Annotated in this window: 20 protein-coding genes; 19 read left to right on the top strand and 1 reads right to left on the bottom strand. The window is 57.1% G+C overall.

Annotated features, from left to right (window positions below; genetic code table 11):
• Positions 1-2: 2 nt before the first annotated feature.
• The 11 genes from nuoE to LJN55_RS15890 all read left to right on the top strand — a co-directional run bounded on the left by nuoE (position 3) and on the right by LJN55_RS15890 (position 12450).
• Positions 3-518 carry an NADH-quinone oxidoreductase subunit NuoE gene (gene nuoE, locus LJN55_RS15940; protein ID WP_133841401.1) on the top strand — a complete coding sequence of 172 codons (516 nt, stop codon included), beginning with the start codon at positions 3-5 and terminating at the stop codon, positions 516-518.
• A complete protein-coding gene (nuoF, locus tag LJN55_RS15935; RefSeq protein WP_133841402.1) occupies positions 515-1855 on the top strand; it encodes an NADH-quinone oxidoreductase subunit NuoF in 1341 nt (446 codons plus the stop codon). The genes nuoE and nuoF overlap by 4 nt, the downstream gene beginning before the upstream one ends.
• Positions 1856-1905: 50 nt before the next feature.
• The gene (nuoG, locus tag LJN55_RS15930) at positions 1906-4632 is read left to right on the top strand and encodes an NADH-quinone oxidoreductase subunit NuoG (protein WP_133841403.1); all 2727 of its coding nucleotides are present in this window, start codon (positions 1906-1908) and stop codon (positions 4630-4632) included.
• The gene (nuoH, locus tag LJN55_RS15925) at positions 4629-5606 is read left to right on the top strand and encodes an NADH-quinone oxidoreductase subunit NuoH (protein ID WP_133841404.1); all 978 of its coding nucleotides are present in this window, start codon (positions 4629-4631) and stop codon (positions 5604-5606) included. Before nuoG ends, nuoH begins: the two co-directional genes overlap by 4 nt.
• Before the next feature lie 13 nt (positions 5607-5619).
• Complete coding sequence (gene nuoI / locus LJN55_RS15920) at positions 5620-6162, top strand: NADH-quinone oxidoreductase subunit NuoI (protein WP_048915455.1); 543 nt, start codon at positions 5620-5622, stop codon at positions 6160-6162.
• 10 nt (positions 6163-6172) lie between these two features.
• Positions 6173-6727: an NADH-quinone oxidoreductase subunit J gene (nuoJ, locus tag LJN55_RS15915; RefSeq protein WP_133841405.1), complete on the top strand. Its 555-nt coding sequence runs from the start codon at positions 6173-6175 to the stop codon at positions 6725-6727.
• Complete coding sequence (gene nuoK, locus LJN55_RS15910; RefSeq protein WP_133841406.1) at positions 6724-7026, top strand: NADH-quinone oxidoreductase subunit NuoK; 303 nt, start codon at positions 6724-6726, stop codon at positions 7024-7026. Before nuoJ ends, nuoK begins: the two co-directional genes overlap by 4 nt.
• Positions 7023-8861 (top strand): NADH-quinone oxidoreductase subunit L, encoded by a 1839-nt coding sequence (gene nuoL / locus LJN55_RS15905; protein WP_227534830.1) that lies wholly within the window; start codon positions 7023-7025, stop codon positions 8859-8861. Before nuoK ends, nuoL begins: the two co-directional genes overlap by 4 nt.
• Before the next feature lie 71 nt (positions 8862-8932).
• Positions 8933-10453, top strand: coding sequence for an NADH-quinone oxidoreductase subunit M (gene nuoM / locus LJN55_RS15900; protein WP_227534829.1), 1521 nt, complete (start codon positions 8933-8935; stop codon positions 10451-10453).
• Between the two features lie 6 nt (positions 10454-10459).
• Complete coding sequence (gene nuoN / locus LJN55_RS15895; protein ID WP_133841409.1) at positions 10460-11917, top strand: NADH-quinone oxidoreductase subunit NuoN; 1458 nt, start codon at positions 10460-10462, stop codon at positions 11915-11917.
• A 74-nt stretch (positions 11918-11991) separates the two neighbouring features.
• Complete coding sequence (locus tag LJN55_RS15890; RefSeq protein ID WP_133841410.1) at positions 11992-12450, top strand: GNAT family N-acetyltransferase; 459 nt, start codon at positions 11992-11994, stop codon at positions 12448-12450.
• A 123-nt stretch (positions 12451-12573) separates the two neighbouring features.
• Here LJN55_RS15890 and LJN55_RS15885 read toward each other — a convergent pair whose 3' ends face one another.
• Positions 12574-14232 (bottom strand): glucan biosynthesis protein D, encoded by a 1659-nt coding sequence (locus tag LJN55_RS15885; RefSeq protein ID WP_133841411.1) that lies wholly within the window; start codon positions 14230-14232, stop codon positions 12574-12576.
• Between the two features lie 334 nt (positions 14233-14566).
• Between LJN55_RS15885 and elaB the strand changes: the two genes are divergently transcribed.
• From elaB to LJN55_RS15845, 8 genes are all read left to right on the top strand, one after another.
• Entirely contained in the window at positions 14567-14878 is a 312-nt protein-coding gene (elaB, locus tag LJN55_RS15880) for a stress response protein ElaB (RefSeq protein WP_133841412.1), read from the top strand.
• Between the two features lie 146 nt (positions 14879-15024).
• Complete coding sequence (locus LJN55_RS15875; RefSeq protein WP_227534828.1) at positions 15025-16281, top strand: isochorismate synthase; 1257 nt, start codon at positions 15025-15027, stop codon at positions 16279-16281.
• 85 nt (positions 16282-16366) lie between these two features.
• Positions 16367-18034, top strand: coding sequence for a 2-succinyl-5-enolpyruvyl-6-hydroxy-3-cyclohexene-1-carboxylic-acid synthase (gene menD / locus LJN55_RS15870; RefSeq protein WP_227536406.1), 1668 nt, complete (start codon positions 16367-16369; stop codon positions 18032-18034).
• On the top strand, positions 18031-18798 hold the full coding sequence (gene menH, locus LJN55_RS15865; RefSeq protein WP_166653679.1) for a 2-succinyl-6-hydroxy-2,4-cyclohexadiene-1-carboxylate synthase: 768 nt from the start codon (positions 18031-18033) through the stop codon (positions 18796-18798). Before menD ends, menH begins: the two co-directional genes overlap by 4 nt.
• Before the next feature lie 9 nt (positions 18799-18807).
• Positions 18808-19665, top strand: coding sequence for a 1,4-dihydroxy-2-naphthoyl-CoA synthase (menB, locus tag LJN55_RS15860; RefSeq protein WP_133841414.1), 858 nt, complete (start codon positions 18808-18810; stop codon positions 19663-19665).
• Positions 19665-20633: an o-succinylbenzoate synthase gene (gene menC, locus LJN55_RS15855; RefSeq protein ID WP_159336286.1), complete on the top strand. Its 969-nt coding sequence runs from the start codon at positions 19665-19667 to the stop codon at positions 20631-20633. The genes menB and menC overlap by 1 nt, the downstream gene beginning before the upstream one ends.
• Positions 20615-22000, top strand: a complete 1386-nt coding sequence (gene menE, locus LJN55_RS15850) for an o-succinylbenzoate--CoA ligase (protein ID WP_212813088.1) — start codon at positions 20615-20617, stop codon at positions 21998-22000. Before menC ends, menE begins: the two co-directional genes overlap by 19 nt.
• An 85-nt stretch (positions 22001-22085) precedes the next feature.
• A complete protein-coding gene (locus tag LJN55_RS15845; protein ID WP_133841417.1) occupies positions 22086-23276 on the top strand; it encodes a nicotinamide mononucleotide deamidase-related protein YfaY in 1191 nt (396 codons plus the stop codon).
• The last annotated feature ends 64 nt before the right edge of the window (positions 23277-23340 follow it).

Raw genomic sequence — 23340 nt, 5'->3', positions numbered from 1 at the left:
TTATGCACGATCAAAGAATTGCGATCGAAACGATCGATGAAACCGGGGCTTTTGTGCTGAGTGCGGCAGAGCGCGACGCCATCGAGCATGAAAAGCACCACTATGAAGACGCGCGTGCGGCTTCCATTGAAGCGCTGAAAATTGTCCAGAAACAGCGTGGCTGGGTGCCGGACGGTGCAATCCACGCCATTGCTGATGTGCTGGGGATCCCGGCCAGTGATGTGGAAGGGGTGGCAACGTTTTACAGCCAGATCTTCCGCACTCCGGTGGGCCGCCATGTGATCCGTTATTGCGATAGCGTGGTTTGTCATATTACGGGCTTCCAGGGGATTCAGTCGGCGTTGGAAAGCAGCCTGAATATCAAACCGGGTCAGACCACGGCGGACGGGCGCTTTACGCTGCTGCCAACCTGCTGTCTCGGCAACTGCGACAAAGGGCCGGTGATGATGGTGGATGAAGATACCCACGTTCATCTGACGCCGGAAGGTATCGCCAACTTACTGGAGCAGTATCAATGAGACAGATCGTGCGTACTGCCGAAATGCATCCGCTGACCTGGCGCATGCGTGAAGACAAACAGCCGGTATTCCTCGAAGAGTACCGCAGTAAGAATGGTTATGCCGGGGCTGAAAAAGCGCTGAAATCCCTGTCGCCGGAAGAGATTGTCAGTCAGGTTAAAGATTCGGGCCTGAAAGGGCGTGGCGGTGCAGGTTTCTCCACGGGTCTGAAGTGGAGCCTGATGCCAAAAGACGAATCCATGAACATCCGTTACCTGCTGTGTAACGCGGATGAAATGGAGCCGGGCACCTATAAAGACCGTCTGCTGATGGAGCAGATGCCACACCAGCTGGTGGAAGGCATGCTGATCAGCGCGTTTGCACTGAAAACCTACCGTGGCTACATCTTCCTGCGCGGTGAGTACATTGAGGCGGCCGTTAACCTGCGCCGTGCCATTGCGGAAGCGACCGAAGCGGGTCTGCTGGGTAAGAACATTCTCGGCACGGGGTTTGACTTTGAGCTGATTGTGCATACCGGCGCGGGGCGTTATATCTGCGGCGAAGAGACCGCACTGATTAACTCACTGGAAGGGCGTCGCGCTAATCCGCGTTCCAAGCCGCCATTCCCGGCTTCTGCGGGTGCCTGGGGCAAGCCGACCTGCGTTAACAACGTAGAGACGCTCTCTAACGTACCGGCCATTATCGCCAACGGCGTTGACTGGTACAAAGGGATTTCTACCAGCGAAGATGCCGGTACCAAAATGATGGGCTTTTCCGGTCGTGTGAAGAACCCGGGCGTATGGGAGCTGCCGTTTGGCACCACCGCGCGCGAGATCCTCGAAGAGTATGCCGGTGGCATGCGCGATGGCCTGAAGTTCAAAGCCTGGCAGCCAGGTGGCGCAGGTACGGACTTCCTGACCGAGTCGCACCTCGATCTGCCGATGGAATTTGCCAGTATTGGTAAAGCCGGTAGTCGTCTGGGTACGGCGCTGGCGATGGCCGTCGACCACGAAATCAACATGGTGTCGCTGGTGCGTAACCTTGAAGAGTTTTTTGCCCGTGAATCCTGCGGCTGGTGTACGCCATGCCGCGATGGCCTGCCGTGGAGTGTGAAAATTCTGCGCGCGCTGGAAAATAAACAGGGACAGCCGGGGGATATTGAAACCCTGCTGCAACTCTGCCGCCAGCTTGGCCCGGGTAAGACCTTCTGTGCGCATGCGCCTGGTGCAGTAGAGCCACTGCAAAGTGCCATTAAATATTTCCGCGAAGAGTTTGAAGCGGGTATGGCACCCCAGGTATTCAGCAACGCGCACGCGATTAGCGGCATCCAGCCCAACCTGTTAAAGGCGCGCTGGTAAGCAAAGTTTAACGCCCGTGTTCGCACGGGCCTTACGGAAGCATGTTCACTATGGCTACAATTCATGTAGACGGTAAAGAATATGATGTTGATGGCGCAGACAACCTCTTGCAGGCCTGTCTCTCCCTCGGCTTAGATATTCCTTATTTCTGCTGGCACCCGGCGCTCGGTAGCGTCGGTGCCTGCCGCCAGTGCGCGGTGAAGCAATTTCAGAATGCCGAAGACACCCGTGGCCGCCTGGTTATGTCCTGCATGACCCCGGCGTCTGACGGCACCTTTATTTCGATCGATGATGGCGAAGCCAAAGAGTTTCGCGAAAGCGTTGTCGAGTGGTTAATGACTAACCACCCGCACGACTGCCCGGTATGTGAAGAGGGCGGTAACTGTCACCTGCAAGATATGACAGTGATGACCGGCCACAGCTTCCGTCGTTATCGTTTCACGAAGCGTACCCACCGTAATCAGGATCTCGGTCCGTTCATTTCCCACGAAATGAACCGCTGCATCGCCTGTTACCGCTGCGTGCGTTACTACAAAGATTACGCGGATGGCACCGACCTCGGTGTCTACGGCGCGCACGATAACGTCTACTTCGGTCGCCCGGAAGACGGCGTACTGGAAAGCGAATTCTCCGGTAACCTGGTTGAAATTTGTCCGACCGGCGTATTCACGGATAAAACGCACTCTGAGCGTTATAACCGTAAGTGGGATATGCAGTTTGCACCGAGCATTTGCCAGCAGTGCAGCATCGGTTGTAACACCAGCCCGGGTGAGCGCTATGGCGAACTGCGTCGTATTGAAAACCGCTACAACGGTACTGTAAACCACTACTTCCTCTGCGACCGTGGTCGTTTCGGCTATGGCTACGTGAACCTGAAAGACCGTCCACGCCAGCCGATGCAGCGTCGCGGTGATGACTGGATCGCGCTGAATGCTGACCAGGCAATGCAGGGCGCGGCGGATGTGCTGCGCCAGGCGAAGAAAGTGATCGGCATTGGTTCCCCGCGAGCCAGCGTAGAAAGCAACTTTGCACTGCGTGAACTGGTCGGTGCAGAAAACTTCTCCACCGGCATTGCGGCGGGAGAGCAGGCGCGCCTGGATCTGATGCTGAAAGTATTGCGCGACAGCGGAATTCATACTCCGGCGCTGCGCGAAATTGAAAGCTACGATGCGGTGCTGGTGCTGGGTGAAGATCTGACCCAGACCGGAGCGCGCGTTGCACTGTCAGTGCGTCAGGCGGTGAAGGGCAAATCCCGTGAAATGGCTGCCGCACAGAAAGTGGCAGACTGGCAGATTGCCGCCATTTTGAACATCGGGCAGAACGCGAAGCACCCCCTGTTTGTCACCAACGTTGACCAGACCCGTCTTGATGACATTGCCGCCTGGAGCTATCGCGCCCCGGTGGAAGATCAGGCGCGTCTTGGTTTTGCCGTTGCGCATGAACTGGATGAAAGTGCGCCTGTCGTTACGGATATTGATAAGTCACTGGCAGGCAAAATTGACGTCATCGTTCAGGCATTAGCCGGGGCGAAGAAACCGCTGATTATCTCCGGGACTAACTCCGGCAGCGAAGCGATGATTCAGGCGGCCGCTAACGTGGCAAAAGCACTGAAGAATCGCGGTGCTGATGTAGGTATTACCCTGCTGGCAACCGCGACGAACAGCGTGGGTCTTGGCCTGATCGGTGGGAAATCCCTTGATGTGGCATTGTCCGAGCTGGAAAGCGGTGCAGCAGATGCCGTGATTATCATGGAAAACGATCTCTACCGTCACCTGCCAAAGGCGAAGGTGGATGCTGCGCTGGCCCATACGCCAAACGTGATCGTACTCGATCATCAGCGTACGTCGACCACGGAAAAAGCCGGTCTGATCCTCTCCAGCGCCAGCTTTGCTGAAAGCGACGGTACGGTAGTGAATCAGGAAGGCCGCGCACAGCGCTTCTTCCAGGTTTATGACCCTGCCTACTACGACGAAAAAGTACAGATGCTGGAAAGCTGGCGCTGGCTGCATTCGCTGCAAAGCACGATTAACAGCCGCGAAGTGGACTGGAGCCAGCTCGATCATGTGATCGATGCCTGCGTAGCGGCGTTGCCACAGCTGGCTGGGATTAAAGAAGCGGCACCTGATGCCAGCTTCCGTATTCGTGGTCAGAAACTGGCACGTTCACCTAACCGTTCGAGTGGGCGTACTGCAATGCGCGCCAACATCGACGTGCATGAGCCGCGTCAGCCGCAGGACAAAGACAGCATGTTTGCCTTCTCTATGGAAGGGAACAACCAGCCGTCTGCAGCACGTTCGCAAATTCCGTTTGCCTGGGCACCAGGCTGGAACTCACCTCAGGCATGGAATAAATTCCAGGCGGAAGTGGGCGGAAGCCTGCGTAATGGCGATCCAGGCGTGCGTCTGATCGAAGCGGGGGCCACACAGCTGGGCTGGTTCGACACGGTACCTGCTGCCTTCACTGGCGTGAACGATGCCTGGCGTGTGGCACCGTATTTCCACCTGTTCGGCAGCGATGAAATGACTCAGCGCGCCCCGGTTATTCAGCAGCGTATGCCAGAAGCCTACCTGATGGTTAATCCGGATGATGCTGCGAAGCTTGGGGTGAATGTCGGCACGGCCGTTGAGTTTACTTGCCAGGGCGAAACACTGCGCCTGCCAGTACGCTTCTCCAGCACGTTGCAGGCAGGGCAGGTGGGTTTGCCACTCGGTTTACCGGGCATTCCACCGTTCCTGGCTGGTAGCAACATCGACAATCTGCGGGAGGCAGTACAATGAGCTGGCTGACACCGGAAGTTATCGACGTGCTGATTGCCGTCGTAAAAGCGCTGATTATCCTGTTTGTGGTGGTCGGTTGTGGCGCCTTTATGAGCTTTGGTGAGCGCCGTCTGCTCGGCCTGTTCCAGAACCGATACGGGCCTAACCGTGTCGGCTGGGGCGGTTCCCTGCAGTTGGTCGCTGACATGATCAAAATGTTCTTTAAAGAGGACTGGATCCCGCCGTTTACCGACCGCGTGATTTTTACCCTCGCTCCTATGATTGCTTTTACCTCGCTGCTGCTGGCGATGGCGATTGTGCCGGTGACCTCCACCTGGATGGGCGCCGACCTGAACATTGGTCTGCTGTTCTTCCTGATGATGGCGGGTCTGGCGGTGTACGCGGTGCTGTTTGCCGGCTGGTCGAGTAATAACAAATACTCGCTGCTGGGCGCAATGCGTGCCTCTGCGCAGACCCTGAGCTATGAAGTGTTCCTCGGTCTGTCGTTGATGGGCGTGGTCGCACAGGCGGGCTCATTCAACATGGTCGACATTGTTAACAGTCAGCAGCATCTGTGGAACGTGATCCCGCAGTTCTTAGGTTTCCTTACCTTCTGCATCGCCGGTGTTGCGGTCTGTCACCGCCATCCGTTTGACCAGCCAGAAGCGGAACAGGAACTGGCCGACGGTTACCACATTGAATATGCCGGGATGAAATTCGGCCTGTTCTTTGTCGGTGAATACGTCGGTATCGTGACCGTTTCATCACTGATCGTCACGCTGTTCTTCGGCGGCTGGAACGGTCCGTGGTTGCCACCGATTTTCTGGTTCGCGATTAAAACGGCATTCTTCATGATGATGTTCATTCTGATTCGTGCTGCGTTACCGCGTCCGCGCTATGACCAGGTGATGTCGTTCGGCTGGAAAGTCTGTCTGCCGTTGACGCTGTTGAATCTGCTGGCGACTGCCGCAGTCATTCTGTACACGGCGCAGTAAGGGGTTTAAGAACATGACATTAAAAGACCTTGTCGTTGGTTTCGGGACAACCGTACGCAGTATCTGGCTGATAGGCATGAATGCCTTCGCCAAACGTGAAACCATGATGTATCCGGAAGAGCCGGTTTATCTGCCACCACGCTACCGTGGCCGTATTGTGCTGACGCGCGATCCGGATGGCCAGGAGCGCTGTGTTGCCTGCAACCTGTGTGCTGTTGCCTGCCCGGTAGGCTGTATTTCTCTGCAAAAAGCAGAGATGGCGGATGGCCGCTGGTATCCGGAGTTCTTCCGTATTAACTTCTCGCGCTGCATTTTCTGTGGCCTGTGTGAAGAGGCTTGCCCGACCACTGCGATTCAGCTTACCCCAGATTTCGAACTGGGTGAGTTCAAGCGTCAGGATCTGGTGTATGAAAAAGAACACTTGCTGATTTCCGGCCCGGGTAAATACCCGGAGTACAATTTCTACCGGATGGCGGGTATGGCGATCGACGGTAAAGACAAAGGCGACGCTGAAAACGAAGCCAAACCTATCGACGTCAAGGGCTTGTTACCTTAAGGAGCCAGGCATGGAATTTGCTTTTTATGTTAGTGGTCTGGTAGCGGTGCTGGCGACGTTGCGCGTCATCACTCATACCAACCCGGTACATGCGTTGCTGTACCTGATTATTTCTTTGCTGGCCGTTTCAGGAGTGTTCTTTTCGCTCGGCGCCTACTTTGCGGGCGCGCTGGAAATCATTGTTTATGCCGGTGCGATTATGGTGCTGTTCGTCTTCGTGGTGATGATGCTGAATCTGGGCGGCCAGGAAGTCGAGCAGGAGCGCCAGTGGCTGAAACCGAGCATGTGGATGGGGCCGGCTGCGCTCTCCCTGGTATTGCTGGTGGTGCTGGTTTATGCTATTAGCGGCATTAATGACCAGGGCATCGACGGCAAGATGATCGATGCGAAAGCAGTGGGTATCAGTCTTTTCGGTCCGTATGTTCTGGCCGTTGAGCTGGCATCGATGCTGCTTCTGGCGGGTCTGGTGGTGGCCTTCCACATCGGGCGCGAACAGCGTTCTGGTGAGGTTCTGAGCAACCGTCCGGGTGATGCGGCGAAAAGTAATAAGGAGGAGCGGGTATGATCCCTCTACAGCATGGACTTATTCTGGCTGCCATCCTGTTTGTCCTTGGACTGACAGGCGTGGTGATCCGCCGCAATCTGCTGTTTATGTTGATTAGTCTCGAAATCATGATTAACGCCGCAGCACTGGCGTTTGTGGTGGCGGGAAGCTACTGGGGACAGGCCGACGGTCAGGTGATGTTTATCCTGGCAATCAGCCTGGCCGCGGCTGAGGCCAGCATTGGCCTGGCGCTGCTGCTGCAGCTCCATCGTCGTAGCCAGACCCTCAACATTGATAAAGTGAGCGAGATGCGCGGATGAACCTTCTCTATTTAACTATCCTGTTTCCGCTGATTGGCTTCTTACTGCTGGCGTTCTCCCGTGGCCGCTGGTCAGAGAATCTGTCTGCTACCGTGGGGATGGGATCGGTCGGCCTTGCGGCGCTGGTGGCGGCATATGCAGGTATCGACTTCTTCAATAACGGCCAGCAGGTATTCAACCAGGCGCTGTGGACCTGGATGCAGGTGGGTAATTTCAAAATTGATGTCAACCTGACGCTGGACGGCCTGTCGCTGACCATGTTGTCGGTGGTCACTGGCGTTGGTTTCCTGATCCACATGTTCGCGTCCTGGTACATGCGGGGAGAAGAGGGCTACTCACGCTTCTTCGCCTACACCAACCTGTTTATCGCCAGCATGGTCGTGCTGGTGCTGGCCGATAACCTGATGCTGATGTATCTCGGCTGGGAAGGGGTGGGCCTCTGCTCTTATCTGCTGATTGGCTTCTATTACACCAACCCGAACAACGGCGCGGCGGCAATGAAAGCCTTTATCATCACCCGCGTGGGCGACGTGTTCCTGGCATTTGCGTTGTTTATTCTCTACAACGAGCTGGGAACGCTGAACTTCCGCGAAATGATGGAGCTGGCACCACAACACTTTGCTGCAGATAGCACGATGCTGCAGTGGGCGACCCTGATGCTGTTAGGGGGTGCGGTCGGTAAATCTGCACAGCTGCCGCTGCAAACGTGGCTCGCTGATGCAATGGCCGGCCCGACGCCGGTTTCTGCTCTGATCCACGCCGCCACAATGGTCACCGCGGGTGTGTACCTGATTGCCCGTACGCACGGCTTGTTCCTGATGACGCCGGAAGTGCTGCATCTGGTCGGTATTATTGGTGCGGTCACGCTGGTACTGGCCGGTTTTGCCGCGCTGGTGCAAACCGATATCAAACGCGTGCTGGCTTACTCCACCATGAGCCAGATTGGTTATATGTTCCTGGCGCTGGGTGTTCAGGCCTGGGACGCGGCGATCTTCCATCTGATGACCCATGCGTTCTTTAAAGCGCTGCTGTTCCTCTCGTCTGGTTCGGTGATCCTTGCCTGCCATCATGAGCAGAACATCTTCAAGATGGGCGGTCTGCGTAAAAGTATCCCGCTGGTGTATGTCTGCTTCCTGGTCGGGGGCGCCGCGCTGTCTGCGCTGCCGCTGATCACCGCAGGCTTCTTCAGTAAGGATGAGATCCTTGCGGGTGCGCTGGCTAACGGTCATCTGAATCTGATGATTGCCGGCCTGGCAGGGGCGTTTATGACCTCCCTCTACACCTTCCGTATGATCTTCATTACCTTCCACGGGGAAGAAAAAATTCACGCTCATGCTGGCAAAGGCATCACTCACCATCTGCCGCTGATTGTGCTGTTAATTCTCTCAACCTTTATTGGTGCGATGATTGTTCCACCGCTGAAAGGCGTGTTGCCTGAGACCAGTGAGCTGGCGCACGGTAGCGTGCTGACGCTGGAGATTGCGTCTGGCGTAGTGGCGATTGTGGGCATCCTGCTGGCAGCTGCTCTATGGCTGGGTAAACGAACTCTGGTGACGGCAATTGCCAACAGCGCAGTAGGGCGTTTCTTCAGTACCTGGTGGTTTGCTGCCTGGGGCTTCGACTGGCTGTATGACAAAGTCTTTGTTAAGCCTTATCTCGGCGTTGCCTGGCTGCTGTCGCGTGATCCGCTCAATTCACTGATGAATATTCCTGCTTTGCTGGCGCGCGGCGCTAACAAGGGCCTGGTCGTCAGTGAGAATGGCTATCTGCGTTGGTATCTCGCCTCCATGAGCATTGGTGCCGTTGTGGTACTGGCGCTGCTGCTGGTGATGTAAAGGTTTGTGAGTGGGGTGGGGCAGAGCCACACCCTATAAAGAATAAAAATCGCAATAAAGGGAAAACCGCCATGTTATTACCTTGGCTAATATTCATCCCGTTTGTCGGTGGGTTACTATGCTGGCAGCTGGAGCGCTTCGGGCCTAAGCTGCCACGCTGGATTGCACTGATCGCAATGGGGCTGACGTTTGTGCTCTCGCTGCAACTGTGGCTGCAGGGAGATTACTCACTGAGTCAGGCGGCGGGCTTGCCGCAGTGGCAATCTGAGTTCTCCGTGCCGTGGATCCCACGCTTCGGTATTGAGTTCCATCTGGCCCTGGATGGTCTGTCGCTGCTGATGGTGGTACTGACCGGCCTGTTAGGCCTGATGGCTATTCTCTGTTCGTGGAATGAAATCGAGAAATGGCAGGGTTTCTTCCATCTGAACCTGCTGTGGATCCTCGGTGGCGTAATCGGCGTGTTCCTGGCAATGGACATGTTCCTGTTCTTCTTCTTCTGGGAGATGATGCTGGTGCCGATGTACTTCCTGATCGCACTCTGGGGCCACAAAGCCTCTGACGGGAAGACGCGTATTTCTGCTGCCACCAAGTTCTTCATCTACACCCAGGCCAGTGGTCTGGTGATGCTGATCGCCATTCTGGCGCTGGTGTTTGTGCACTACAACGCAACGGGCGTATGGACGTTTAACTACGAACTGCTGCTGAAAACCCCAATGACGCACGGCGTGGAATACATGCTGATGCTGGGCTTCTTCATTGCGTTCGCGGTGAAAATGCCGGTGGTACCGCTGCACGGCTGGTTACCGGATGCGCACAGTCAGGCCCCTACGGCAGGTTCTGTTGACCTGGCGGGGATCTTGCTGAAGACCGCGGCCTATGGCCTGCTGCGTTTTGCCCTGCCGCTGTTCCCGAATGCCTCTGCCGAGTTTGCACCGATTGCCATGTGGCTGGGGATTATCGGGATCTTCTACGGCGCATGGATGGCGTTCTCGCAGTACGACATCAAACGTCTGATTGCCTACACCTCGATTTCCCATATGGGCTTCGTGCTGATTGCTATCTACACGGGCAGCCAGCTGGCGTTCCAGGGTGCCGTCATCCAGATGATCGCGCATGGTCTTTCCGCTTCTGCGCTGTTTATTCTGTGTGGCCAGCTGTATGAGCGCCTGCATACCCGCGATATGCGTCAGATGGGCGGCCTGTGGTCACGTATCAAGTGGTTGCCGGGCCTGTCGCTGTTCTTCGCTGTTGCTAACCTGGGGATGCCGGGCACCGGTAACTTCGTCGGTGAGTTTATGATCCTGACGGGTAGCTTTCAGACTGTGCCGGTGATTATTGTCATCGCCACCTTTGGTCTGGTGTTCGCGTCGGTGTACTCGCTGATTATGATGCAACGTGCTTACTACGGTGCGCCGAAGTCAGAAACGCCGCTGCGGGGGATGTCTGCACGTGAGTTCCTGATGATCATGGTGCTGGTGGTCCTGCTGGTGTTGCTGGGTGTTTATCCGCAGCCGATTCTGGATACCTCTCATGCTGCGATGAGCAATATTCAGCAGTGGTTTACTGCTTCAATTTCAACTACAAGGCCGTAATTCGCCATGACAATAACTCCTCAACAATTGATCGCGCTTCTGCCGCTGCTGATCGTCGGATTGACGGTGGTAGTTGTGATGCTGTCCATTGCGTGGCGACGCAATCACTTCGTCAATGCGACGCTGGCAGTTGTCGGTCTCAACCTGGCGCTGTTTTCACTGTACTTTGTCGGTCAGGCAGGCCCCATGGATGTCACCCCGCTGATGCGGGTGGATGGTTATTCGATGCTGTATACCGGGCTGGTGATCCTTGCCAGCCTGGCGACCTGCACCTTTGCCTATCCGTGGCTGGCAACGTACCCGGACAACCGTGAAGAGTTCTATCTGTTGGTGCTGATTGCTGCCCTCGGTGGCGTGGTGCTGGCCAGTGCGAACCATTTGGCATCGTTGTTCATTGGTATTGAGCTGATTTCTCTGCCGCTGTTTGGTCTTGTGGGCTATGCCTTCCAGCAAAAACGCTCGCTGGAAGCCGCCATCAAGTACGCCATTCTGTCGGCAGCGGCCTCATCGTTCCTGCTGTTTGGTATGGCGCTGGTGTATGCCGATTCCGGTAACCTTGCTTTCGCATCACTGGGTGCAAGCCTGAATGACGGTGTGATCAACCAGCCGCTGTTGTTAGCGGGCCTGGGTCTGATGATTGTCGGCTTTGGCTTTAAACTGTCACTGGTGCCGTTCCATCTCTGGACGCCGGATGTTTACCAGGGCGCACCTGCACCGGTATCCACCTTCCTGGCAACCGCCAGCAAGATCGCCATTTTTGGCGTGCTGATGCGTCTGTTTATGTATGCGCCAATGGCGGATAACGAAGGTGTGCGTACCGTACTCAGCCTGATCGCCGTGGCATCCATGCTGTTTGGTAACCTGATGGCAATCTCGCAGAGCAATATCAAGCGTCTGCTGGGTTACTCTTCTATCGCTCACCTTGGTTACCTGCTGGTCGCCCTGATTGCGGTACAGACCCATCAGCTGTCGATGGAAACCGTTGGCGTTTATCTGGCCGGTTATCTGTTCAGCAGCCTCGGCGCCTTCGGTGTGGTCAGCCTGATGTCCAGCCCGTACCGTGGCCCGGATGCAGACTCTATGTACTCTTACCGTGGCCTGTTCTGGCACCGTCCGATCCTCGCCTCAGTCATGACCGTGATGATGCTGTCGCTGGCGGGTATCCCGATGACGCTGGGCTTTATCGGTAAGTTCTATGTGATTGCTGTCGGTGTCAGTGCGCACCTGTGGTGGCTGACCGGAGCTGTGGTGCTGGGCAGTGCCATTGGCCTGTACTACTATCTGCGTATGACCGTCAGTCTGTATCTTTCACCACCGGAACTGTCCCAGCGTGATGCGCCTGCTAACTGGGCATTTACTGCCGGTGGTGTGGTGGTGCTGATTTCCGCGATTCTGGTGCTGATACTGGGTATCTTCCCGCAGCCGCTGATTTCGCTTGTGAAACTGGCGCAGCCACTGATGTAATTTGATGCAAGACAGGTAATAATCGGGCCCACAGTGGCCCGATTTTTTTTGCTTCAGTCTGAGGAGTTAAGTTGATGGACATCATCTGGCAGGACCTGCACCACAGCGAACTCAGTGCCGCCCAGCTTTATCGGCTGCTGGCATTGCGCAACGCGGTGTTTATTGTTGAGCAGCAGTGCCCTTATCTCGATATTGATGGTGCGGATCTGGTGGGTGAAAACCGCCATCTGCTGGGTATCCTCGACAATCAGCTGGTTGCCTGTGCACGCATTCTGATGCCTGAAGGGGAGGGCCAGCCGGTCAAAATTGGTCGGGTGATTGTGTCCGGAGAGGCGCGCGGGCTGAACCTGGGGAGTCGGCTAATGGAGCAGGCCATGAATAGCTGCGAACACCATTGGCCAGGGCAGCCTATTTTTCTTTCTGCACAGGCGCATTTGCATCGTTTCTATGCTCGTCTGGGGTTTGTGGCAGTCAGCGGGGAGTATCTGGAGGATAATATTCCGCATATTGATATGCAGCGGACGTCTGGTTAGCGATAGCGTTTGGCGTTAATCGTTTATTTTAAGGTCAACGTCAACGTCAACGTCAACGTCAACGTCAACGCCCTGGACCTTGAGACGTTGACCTGGCCCTTGACCGGCCCGGTCCAAACGCGATTAACCCGCGGTCATAATCCGGTCATCCACGTATTTACGCTTATCCGGCGGCGGTGGAACATACTGATACAGCCAGGTTTCGCTTAACGTTTCATCTTTAGTCCGCAGGAACAGACGCATATTTACCGGTTCGGTGGAATCGCTGTTTGGATACCAGTCGAAGAGAATACGGTAACCATCAATCGGTTCAACGTAGAGGATTTCAACCTGCTTCAGCGTACCGGAGGTGACGTTAATCACCGGCTCAATGCCTTTCGGTGCTGCGGCTTTCAGATCGCCGCCAACAAAGTCAACGGCGAAACGGCGTGACCAGACGTTCGGGTAATGCTCGCCCGGTGCCCAGCCTTCCGGGAAACCGCCCATGCCGGTGCGGGTGGCATTAACACGTGCCAGACCGCTACGTACCGGTGGCAGGCCGCTCCAGTAAAGCTTGTAGGAGAAGCTGTGCTCGCTCCCGGCTTTGATGGCATCGGCTGGCTGCCAGAAGCAGACAATATTATCCAGCGTTTCACCCGTGGTCGGGATCTCCATCAGGTTAATCGCACCTTTACCCCACTTACCGACCGGTTCCACCCACAGGCTTGGGCGCTTGTTGTACCAGCCAATCACATCCTGATAACTGTCGAAGTCATGATTAAGCTGTAACATGCCAAAACCACGCGGGTTTTCATCCTGATAGGCGTTAAACGTCAGACGCTGTGGGTTGTTCAGCGGACGGCAAATCCACTCACCGCTCCCTGTCCACATGGCCAGACGATCGGAGTCGTGGATCTGCGGATGGATGGTATCGCACATGCGGCGCTCGTTATTGCCGCAGCTGAACATGGTGGTCATCGGCGAGATACCCAACTGCTGGATATCCTTGCGCGCATAAATGTGGTTTTCCACTTCCATCACTACGCGTTTATCTTCGCAGTGAATGGTGAATTTAAACGCGCCGGTGCAGCTCGGGCCATCCAGCAGGGTATACACCACAAAGGTGGTGTCATCGGCTTTCGGGGTTTCGAACCAGAAGGCGGTGAAGTCCGGGAACTCTTCTTTACCGTTACTGAAGGTGTCGATGGCCACGCCACGCGCGGACAGACCGTACTGGAAGGTTTCATCTACAGCACGGAAGTAGCTGGCGCCGAGGAACGAGACGATGTCGCGTTTTGCCAGCTCGGGTTTTTTAAATGCGCGGAAACCGGCGAAGCCAAGGTCGGTTTTGCCTTCCAGCTGTTTGGTGTCGACGTGAGCATTGTTGTAGTTAAACAACTCAGGGCGGAAGTGAATTTCACGCGCCTCACGACTGGCACCATCAACGGAGAACATGCGGATACGGCGCTTAAAGCCCATCCCCACATGGAAGAACTGAACGTCAAGCTGACGGTTGTCGATGCCGTTCCACAGCGAATGGTTGGCATCGTACTGGATTTCGTTATAGGCCTGCGGCGTCAGCGTTGCCAGTGTTTCAGGCAACGGCGCCGGAGCACCACCATAGGCCTGTTTTGCCATATCGGCGGCCATTTTTTTAAGCACATCAAAATCAAATCGCTTTGCGGAACCATCGGCAATCCCGTCTTCCGCCCAGGCAGCCTGGGAGAACAACGTGGATAAACCCGACATCCCACTGAGGGTTGCGAATGCCATTGACGCTTTCATAAACATTCTTCGATTCATGCCGGAAATAATTTCCTCAGGTGAACGGAGTTTGTAGTGACTGTCGTGCGTTTGCACGCATTCGCTTCGCCGGATAAAGGTCCGGTTACAGGGAGTTACGACAGCTTGCCTGGGTAATGATTCAGTTCACGCAAAATTTATCAGATAAATCTAACTACCGCAGTGGTTTCGCATGTGAATTAACGTAAATATCGGGAAAATAAGCACCCTTTGACCCGTTTTACTGTCCCTGAACACACCATTCTCAGTCGATTCCTGGCGGTTTTAATCAAGCAGAGCGGCAAAAACTGTCTATAGTTACCTGACGAAGATTTTTCGCCCAAGGAGAATGGAAATGGCAACAACGACTGAACCACATGAAACTCGCCTGGATGACGATCTGGCGCTGCTCACTGAAACCCTGGAAGAAGTGCTGAAGTCGTCGGGCGATCCGGCCGATCAGAAATACATTGAGCTGAAAGCGAAAGCGGAAAAATCACTGAACCAGGTGAAGTCCCGCATCAGCGATGCCTCTGATACCTACTATGTGCGAGCCCGTCAGGCCGTTACGCGTGCTGATGATTATGTCCACGATAAACCCTGGCAGGGGATTGGTGTCGGTGCCACGTTGGGTCTGGTCATCGGCCTGCTGCTGGCGCGTCGCTAATTCAGTAGAACAACAGGCAGTAGCACAACAGACGCCCTCCCGGGCGTCTGTTCATTTCTCTCCCCCTGTTTTCAGATCAATATCCTGCCTTGCTAATCCCGCTAACATAACTGCCCATCCGTGTTTTACTTTCTATTGAGGTCAGCGTGCAACTTGCTCAGGCGGTAGAACAGCTACGCGATCGGCTCGCACAGGTGAGCGAATCGGTGCCCGGCGTGCGGCAAATCAGCGTGCGCTTTTCCCCCGAAACTGATGCGCTGAACTGGCTAGCCTCCCAGTCCTGCTGGCCCCAGTTTTACTGGCAGTCGCGCAGTGGTGAAGAGATCGTGGCAGCCTGTGGTGCGCTTGAGCGGTTTCACTCCGTTGCAGAGGCTACCCTGCGCTTGCAGGCATTGCCGCCGGGCTTGCGGGTGTTTGGCGCAAACAGCATCTTTGGTGCCAGTGACCTGTTTCTGCCTGTCCTGCTGTGGCAGCAGGACAGTGCAGGGCACCACTTGACGCTCAATCTGGTCAGCGACGGTTCGTTACAGCAGCAAGCCCGGCGTTTGTTGCACTGGCTGGCAGGCTTGCGCCCGGTGCAGCCGGCTACATCCTTGCCGCATTATCATTGCGTGCATCATGCCCCGGATAAAACGGGCTGGGTCCAACGGGTTAACCATGCGCTGACGGCTATAGCCGCTGGCGAACTGGAGAAAGTCGTGCTGGCACGGGTCAGCGATTTCAGCCTGTCTGGCCCCTTGTCTGCCGCCGCCTTGCTGGCCGCCAGCCAGCGCATTAACCCCCATAGCTACCATTTTATGCTGGCCACAGAGGAACATCAGGCGTTGGTGGGATCCAGCCCTGAACGGCTGTATGCGCGCGAGGGCAGCCAGCTTTCGAGTGAAGCCCTGGCCGGAACGGCTGACGTGCATCAGCCAGGGTTGCTGATGGATAAAAAAAACCAGTGGGAAAACACCCTGGTGGTGGAGGATATCCGTCAGCGGCTGGCGGATATTGTTACTGAACTGGAAGTCATGCCCGCAGAATTACTGCCGCTGCGTCATCTGCAACATATCCGGCGGCGGATCCGCGCGCGGTTAATGCGAGCGGACGATGCGCAATGCGTGGATCGCCTTCAACCCACAGCGGCCGTTGCCGGGGTGCCGCGTGCCGCTGCACAGGCTTTTATTCGTCAGCAGGAACCCTTTAGTCGCGGCTGGTACAGCGGGTCGGTGGGGTATCTGTCGCAGTCACACAGCGAGTTTGCCGTGGTGCTCCGTTGCGCGCAGGTGTCGGGGGCACAGGTTCGCCTCTACGCTGGGGCCGGGATTGTCAGCGGCTCCGAACCGGAGCGGGAGTGGGAGGAAATTGAACGCAAAGCCGCGACGCTGGGCACGTTACTCACGGCGGAAAACCAGGGGTAAAACTGGCCCAAATCAAAAAGGACATCAATTCAGCTGATTATAATAGCGCGAGGATTTTTGATCTGGAGTGGCTATGCAGCAAGAGATGTCGCACGCAACGTTTAATCGCCGCTGGGCTACCGTACTGCTGGAAACGCTGACGCGCCACGGTATACGGCATATCTGCATTGCTCCCGGGTCCCGTTCTGCGCCGCTGGCTCTGGCAGTAGCAGCCAGTGATAAATGGGTGTGTCATACCCATTTTGACGAGCGTGGCCTCGGTTTTCTCGCGCTCGGCCTGGCCAAAACCACCCATCAACCGGTGGCGATCGTTGTCACTTCCGGGACGGCGGTAGCCAACCTTTATCCCGCGCTGGTTGAAGCGCATCTGACCGGCGAAAAACTGGTCGCCATCAGCGCCGACCGCCCACCCGAATTGATTCACTGTGGCGCGAATCAGGCCATTGAACAGCCTGGTCTCTTTGCGCCCCATGTTTCCGCTGCACTCAACCTTCCCCGGCCTTCACCGTCGATCCCCGCACGCTGGCTGGTCTCGGCCATCGATACCTTGCTGGCACAGCAGCAGCATGGCGGCGTGCATATCAACTGCCCGTTTGCTGAACCTCTGTATGGCGCTGACAGCAACGATTACCTCGCCTGGCAGGATGAACTGGGAAACTGGTGGGACAGCAACGAACCCTGGCTGAAATATCCACAGCGCAGCCATACCCCCATTGAAGAAGACTGGTTTTTCTGGCGCCAGAAACGGGGGGTGGTGATTGTCGGGCGCGTCAGTGCTCAGCAAGGCCAGCAGCTGGCCGAGTGGGCGGAAATGCTGGGATGGCCGCTGCTCGGTGACGTGGTGTCACAAACCGGGCAACCACTACCTGGCGCGGCCTTGTGGCTGGGGCATCCATCGGCACAGTGGGCCTTGAGTGAGGCGCAGATCGTGGTGCAGTTCGGCAGCAGCCTGACGGGAAAAAACCTGCTCAACTATCAGAACGACAGCGGCACTGAGATGTACTGGCTGATCGATGCATTACCGGGGCAGCGCCATCCGGGGAACCCTGGCGGGCGGCGCATTCAGGCCAATATTTCTGACTGGTTGCAGCACCATCCTGCGGCGCCTCGTCATCCCTGGTGTCCACAGCTGGTGCCGCTGGCTGAACGTACCCGGGACTATCTGCAACAGCATTTGCAGCAGTTTGGCGAGGCACAGCTGGCGCACCGTCTGCCCGCACTGCTGCCGGAAAACGGCGCGCTGTTTATCGGCAACAGCCTCGCCATTCGCCTGGTTGATGCTTTTGCACAGCTTCCTGCGGGTTATCCGCTGTACTGTAATCGCGGTGCCAGCGGCATCGACGGGTTACTGGCAACGGCGGCGGGCGTACAGCGCGGCACGGGCCAGCCGCTACTGATCCTGCTGGGCGATCTCTCCGCGCTCTACGATCTGAATAGCCTGGCGCTGTTGCAGCAGGCTTCTGCGCCGGTGGTGGTCATCGTGGTAAACAACCAGGGCGGCCAGATCTTCTCTATGCTGCCAACGCCCTTATCTGAACGTGAACGCTTCTTCACTATGCCGCCCAGCGTTGATTTTCGCCATGCTGCGGCACTGTTTGGTTTGCATTTTGCACAGCCAGCCAGCTGGCTGGCACTTCAGCGGGCGGTTGAACAGGGTTTCAGTTCGGGCATCACCCTGATTGAGGTGGTGGTCGACGGTGATGAGGGTGCACAAACCCTGGCGCGCTGCGCCAGCGAGGTGGTCCATTTATGATGCTACATGCGCACTGGCAGGGGCACCATCACAGTACGCGTCCGGTACTGGTATGGCTGCACGGTTTTCTCGGGAGTGCAACGGACTGGCAGCCGGTTCAGCGCTATTTCAGTCACTGGCCGCTGCTCAGTATTGATCTGCCCGGTCACGGTGGTTCACGTGCGCAGACCGTGAGCGGTTTTGATGATGTATGCCAGCGACTTAACGCCACGCTGCACTATCACCAGGTCGATCGCTATTGGCTGATCGGTTACTCCCTCGGCGGACGGCTGGCGCTCTATCACGCCTGCCGTCACGCCGGTAACGGTCTGGCAGGATTGCTGGTGGAAGCCGGGCATTTTGGCCTCAGTTGCCCCAGTGAGCGTACCCGCCGCCGGGCGCATGACCAGGGCTGGGTACAGTGTTTCCGCCAGCAACCGCTGGAAGAGGCGTTGGACCAGTGGTATCAGCAGCCGGTTTTTGCCGAACTGACCGCAATCCAACGCCAGCGCCTGGTCGCCCGGCGGCTCAACAATCGCGGTGAAGATCTGGCGGCGATGTTACAGGCCACCTCACTCTCAGAGCAGCCCGACCTGCTGCCGGAACTGCGAGAAAAAACCTTTCCGTTCCGCTATCTCTGCGGTGAGTGGGATCAAAAATTTTTGCAGCTTGCTCAGCAGGCCGCACTTCCTCCTGCGGTTATCCCCGCAGCGGGCCATAACTCGCACCTGGCGAATCCCCTGGCATTTGCCCATCAACTTGCCCGCGTGCTTAATCACCATTAAGGAGCTTTGATGTTGTATCCAGATGAAAGCCTGCTGTATGCCCCGGCGCAGTGGCGGGATTGCGGCGCTGAGTTCAGCGATATTCGCTATCACAAAACGGACGATGGTATTGCCAGAATCACCATCAACCGTCCTGAAGTACGTAATGCCTTTCGCCCGTTAACGGTCAGTGAAATCCAGCAGGCGCTGGATAATGCGCGCCGTGACCCGGCGGTGGGCGTGATTGTGCTGACCGGCGAAGGCGAACGGGCATTTTGCTCCGGTGGGGACCAGAAAGTTCGCGGCGACTACGGCGGTTATCAAGATGACGCGGGCGTTCATCATCTTAACGTCCTCGACCTGCAACGCCAGATTCGTACCTGTCCGAAACCGGTCGTGGCGATGGTGGCGGGCTATGCGGTGGGTGGCGGCCACGTTCTGCATATGATGTGCGACCTTACGATTGCGGCAGATAATGCACAGTTTGGTCAGACCGGGCCGAAAGTGGGCTCCTTTGATGGCGGCTGGGGCGCGGCCTACATGGCGCGTATTGTCGGCCAGAAAAAGGCGCGTGAAATCTGGTTCCTGTGCAGGATGTATAACGCACAGCAGGCACTGGATATGGGGCTGGTTAATACCGTTGTACCGCTGGCCGAGCTGGAAAAAGAGACCGTTCGCTGGTGCCGTGAGATGTTGCAAAACAGCCCGATGGCGCTGCGCTGCCTGAAAGCCGCTCTCAATGCGGATTGTGATGGCCAGGCCGGGCTGCAAGAGCTGGCGGGCAATGCCACCATGCTGTTCTATATGACGGAAGAGGGGCAGGAAGGGCGCAATGCATTCAACGAAAAGCGTCAGCCTGACTTCAGCAACTTCCGGCGTAATCCCTGATGCGTCACGCCACGTTATACGGTTATCAGGTCGCCATGGACGCCGGGGTGGTGTTACGAAACCAGCGGTTAAAAACCCGCCAGGGACTGCTGGTGAACCTGATGGAGGGAGCAGCGCAAGGCTGGGGTGAGATTGCCCCCCTCCCAGAGTTCAGCCATGAGACACTTGAACAAGCACAGCAGCAGGCGATGAGCTGGCTGGCGCAGTGGTGTGAGGGTGAAACGCCCGCAGAGAGTGAACGGCCTTCTGTGGCCTTCGGCATCAGCTGTGCGCAGGCCGAGCTGACGAACACCCTGCCCGCAGAAGGGGAGTATCGTCTGGCGCAGTTGTGCAGTGGCGATCCGGACGCGTTATTTCAGCAACTGCTGCGTCAGCCAGAGCCGCTGGCAAAAATGAAAGTGGGCCTGTACGAGGCGATACGCGACGGCATGCAGGTCAACCTGCTGCTGGAGGCGTTACCGCACCTCACCTTGCGGCTGGATGCTAACCAAAGCTGGACGCTGGAAAAGGCATTGAGCTTTGCCCGCTATGTGTCGCCGGAGTTGCGTTCACGCATTGCGTTTATCGAAGAGCCTTGCCGTGACAGACAGCAGAGCCTCGCCTTTGCCGCCGAGACAGGTATTAACATCGCCTGGGATGAAACCCTGCGTGACCATGATGACGCACTGACCGCCGCACCCGGCGTGGTGGCCGTGGTCATCAAACCGATGCTCACGGGCAGTATTCAGCGCGTACAGCATCAGGTGTTACAGGCGAAGGCGCAGGGGTTAACCCCGGTGATCAGTAGTGCGCTGGAGTCCAGCCTTGGGCTGACCCAGCTGGCACGGCTCGCACATGAGCTGACGCCGGGCGTGCGGCCAGGTCTGGATACGCTGCAACTGATGCAGCAGCAGGTGCTGCGGGCGTGGCCCGGCAGTATGTTACCTGTGCAGAACAGAGAGGTGCTGCAATGTCTCTGGCAACGATAGCCGACTGGCCGTGGCGTGACTGGCAGAAGTGTTGTCCGGCGTCGCTGGCGATTGATAGTGGCGAGGTCACGCTCAGTTGGCAGCAGCTGTCACAGGCGGTGGCAGAACATGCTCAGGGCTTTCAGCAGCAAGGCGTGGCCGCCGGAGATGTCGTGGCGCTGCGAAGCGCGAACAGTCTGGCGGCGCTGCTGGCGTGGCTCGGACTGATGGCCTGCGGGGCACGAGTGCTGGGGCTTAACCCTCAGTTGCCGGATGCCCAGCTACGCCAGCTGTTGCCGGGGCTGGGGCTGGACTTTGTACTCAATCTGGCCGGGGAAACCAGTATTGAAAGACCCATGCTGGCGCTGCGTCCGATTGCCGGTGATGGCAGCCAGCCGTGGCAGCCGGATCGGATCGCCACCCTGACGTTAACCTCTGGCTCTACCGGGCTGCCTAAAGCAGCGGCCCACACTTTCAGCGCCCATCTGCACAGCGCCGCAGCGGTCATTGAACTGATGGCGTTGACGGCTGATGATCGCTGGTTATTGTCGCTGCCGCTGTTTCATGTCTCCGGGCAGGGCATCCTTTGGCGCTGGCTGCTGGCCGGAGGCACGCTGGTGATCCCCGATGACAAAGGATTGCATACTGCACTGGCGCGCAGCAGCATCGCGTCTCTGGTGCCCACGCAGCTCTGGCGCCTGCTCAATCAACCTGTTTTACCCGCCAGATTGCGCGCGGTACTGCTGGGCGGTGCGCAAATCCCCGCTGAGCTGACGCGTCAGGCGGAGGCCGCCGGGCTGCACTGTTATTGTGGCTACGGTATGACGGAAACTGCATCGACTCTTTGCGCCCGACGGGCAGACGAACATCCAGGCGTGGGTGCGCCACTGGCTGGCCATCAGGTCAGGGTGGTCGACGGTGAGATCTGGGTGCGTTCGCCCGCTCTGGCCTCCGGCTACTGGTTGCAGGGCGCACTGATGCCGTTGACGGATCACGACGGCTGGTTACGTACCGGCGATTGTGGGCACTGGCATCGGGGCGAGCTGCGGGTCGACGGACGGCGCGATAACCTGTTCTTTTCAGGCGGTGAGTCGGTACAGCCGGAGCATATTGAACGCATTTTGCTCGCCCATCCGGCGGTGACACAGGTGTTTATTGTGCCAAAAGTCGATGCGGAGTACGGTCATCGCGCGGTCGCACTGGTGGAAGGCAATATTGGGCTGGAGGTGTTGGCCGACTGGGCCGCGCCAAAGCTGGCCGGGTATCAGCGCCCGGTGGCGTGGTATCCGCTACCGGCTGATAACGGCGGGGCGATCAAGCGCTCACGCGTGCAGCTGAAGGCATGGGTGGCAAATCAGACGCAGGCCTGTTTGACATCGCGGGTCTAATGACGGCTAAAGAAGTGGAAATTGACGTTGTATTTCTGCCGGGTGCTTCTTACAGTGTAAAGCTTGAGTGTACCCGGAGAACAACATGATAAGAGTGGAAATGCTCGCGACCGGCGACGAAGTGCTGCACGGACAAATCGTCGATACCAACGCGGCCTGGCTGGCTGGCGTACTGTTTGAGCAGGGCTTACCGATGACCAGCCGTCAGACGGTAGGGGACAGCTTGCAGGATTTGGTGACGGTACTGACCGAGCGCAGCAAAGTGGCTGATGTCTTGATCGTGAATGGTGGCCTGGGGCCGACCAGTGATGATCTGAGTGCGCTGGCCGCCGCCACCGCAGCCGGAGTGGAACTGCAAATTCATCCTGAGTGGCTGGCGAAAATGGAAGCCTTCTTTGCCAGCCGTGGCAAAGTGATGGCCGCCAGTAATCGTAAGCAGGCTGAAATCCCGCAGGGTGCGGAGATGATCGATAACCCGGTCGGCACCGCCTGCGGTTTCGCCATGCAGCTTAATCGCTGCTGGATCTTCTTCACGCCGGGTGTGCCTTCCGAATACAAGGTGATGGTCATGGATCAAATCCTGCCGCGCCTGAAAGCCCGTTTCCAGTTGCCCGAGCCGCCCGTCTGCCTGCGGATGACCACTTTTGGTCGCGGGGAAAGTGACCTCGCCTCTGATATTGAGCCTTTAGCGCTGCCGGAAGGGGTGGTGATGGGTTACCGCGCATCGATGCCGATTATCGAACTGAAGCTGAACGGTCCGGCGTCAAAGCGTGCCGAGATGGAGCAGTTCTGGCAGCAGGTACGTGAGATTGCCGGTGACAGTGTGATCTTTGAAGGGTTTGAAACCTTACCCGAGCAGCTGGCACGCCGTCTGAAAGAACATAAGCTTACGCTTGCCGTTAGCGAGCAGTTCAGCGCCGGGCTGTTGCAATGGCAGCTTATTTCCGCCGGTGCTTCTCTGGCGGCGGGCAACGTGTTGCCTCATCAGAGTGAGTCACTGGGCTTGCTGGCGGCACGCAGTCAGCAGCTGGCGAAACAGAACCATGCCCGGTTATCGCTGGTCGTGGGAAGTCTGGAGGACGATCGTCTGGGCTTTGCTCTGCACACGCCGGACGGCACTTTTGCGCAAAAAGTGAAGTTTAACGTCAGCCGACATGGTCTGAAAGCACGGCAGGAGATGGTGGCCATGCTGGCGATGAATATGCTGCGCCGCTGGTTGAATGGTCAGTCAGTGACCACCGGACACGGCTGGATTGATGTGGTAGAAACGCTGTAAACGCCCCGGGCGAGGCATGCCTCGCCCCTACGTGATGCGGTGACGGTATCGATTATCGGGAACG

The sequence above is a fragment of the Erwinia rhapontici genome (assembly GCF_020683125.1).
In the GTDB taxonomy this organism is placed as follows: domain Bacteria; phylum Pseudomonadota; class Gammaproteobacteria; order Enterobacterales; family Enterobacteriaceae; genus Erwinia; species Erwinia rhapontici.
This window is presented reverse-complemented; position numbering and strand designations above follow the sequence as displayed.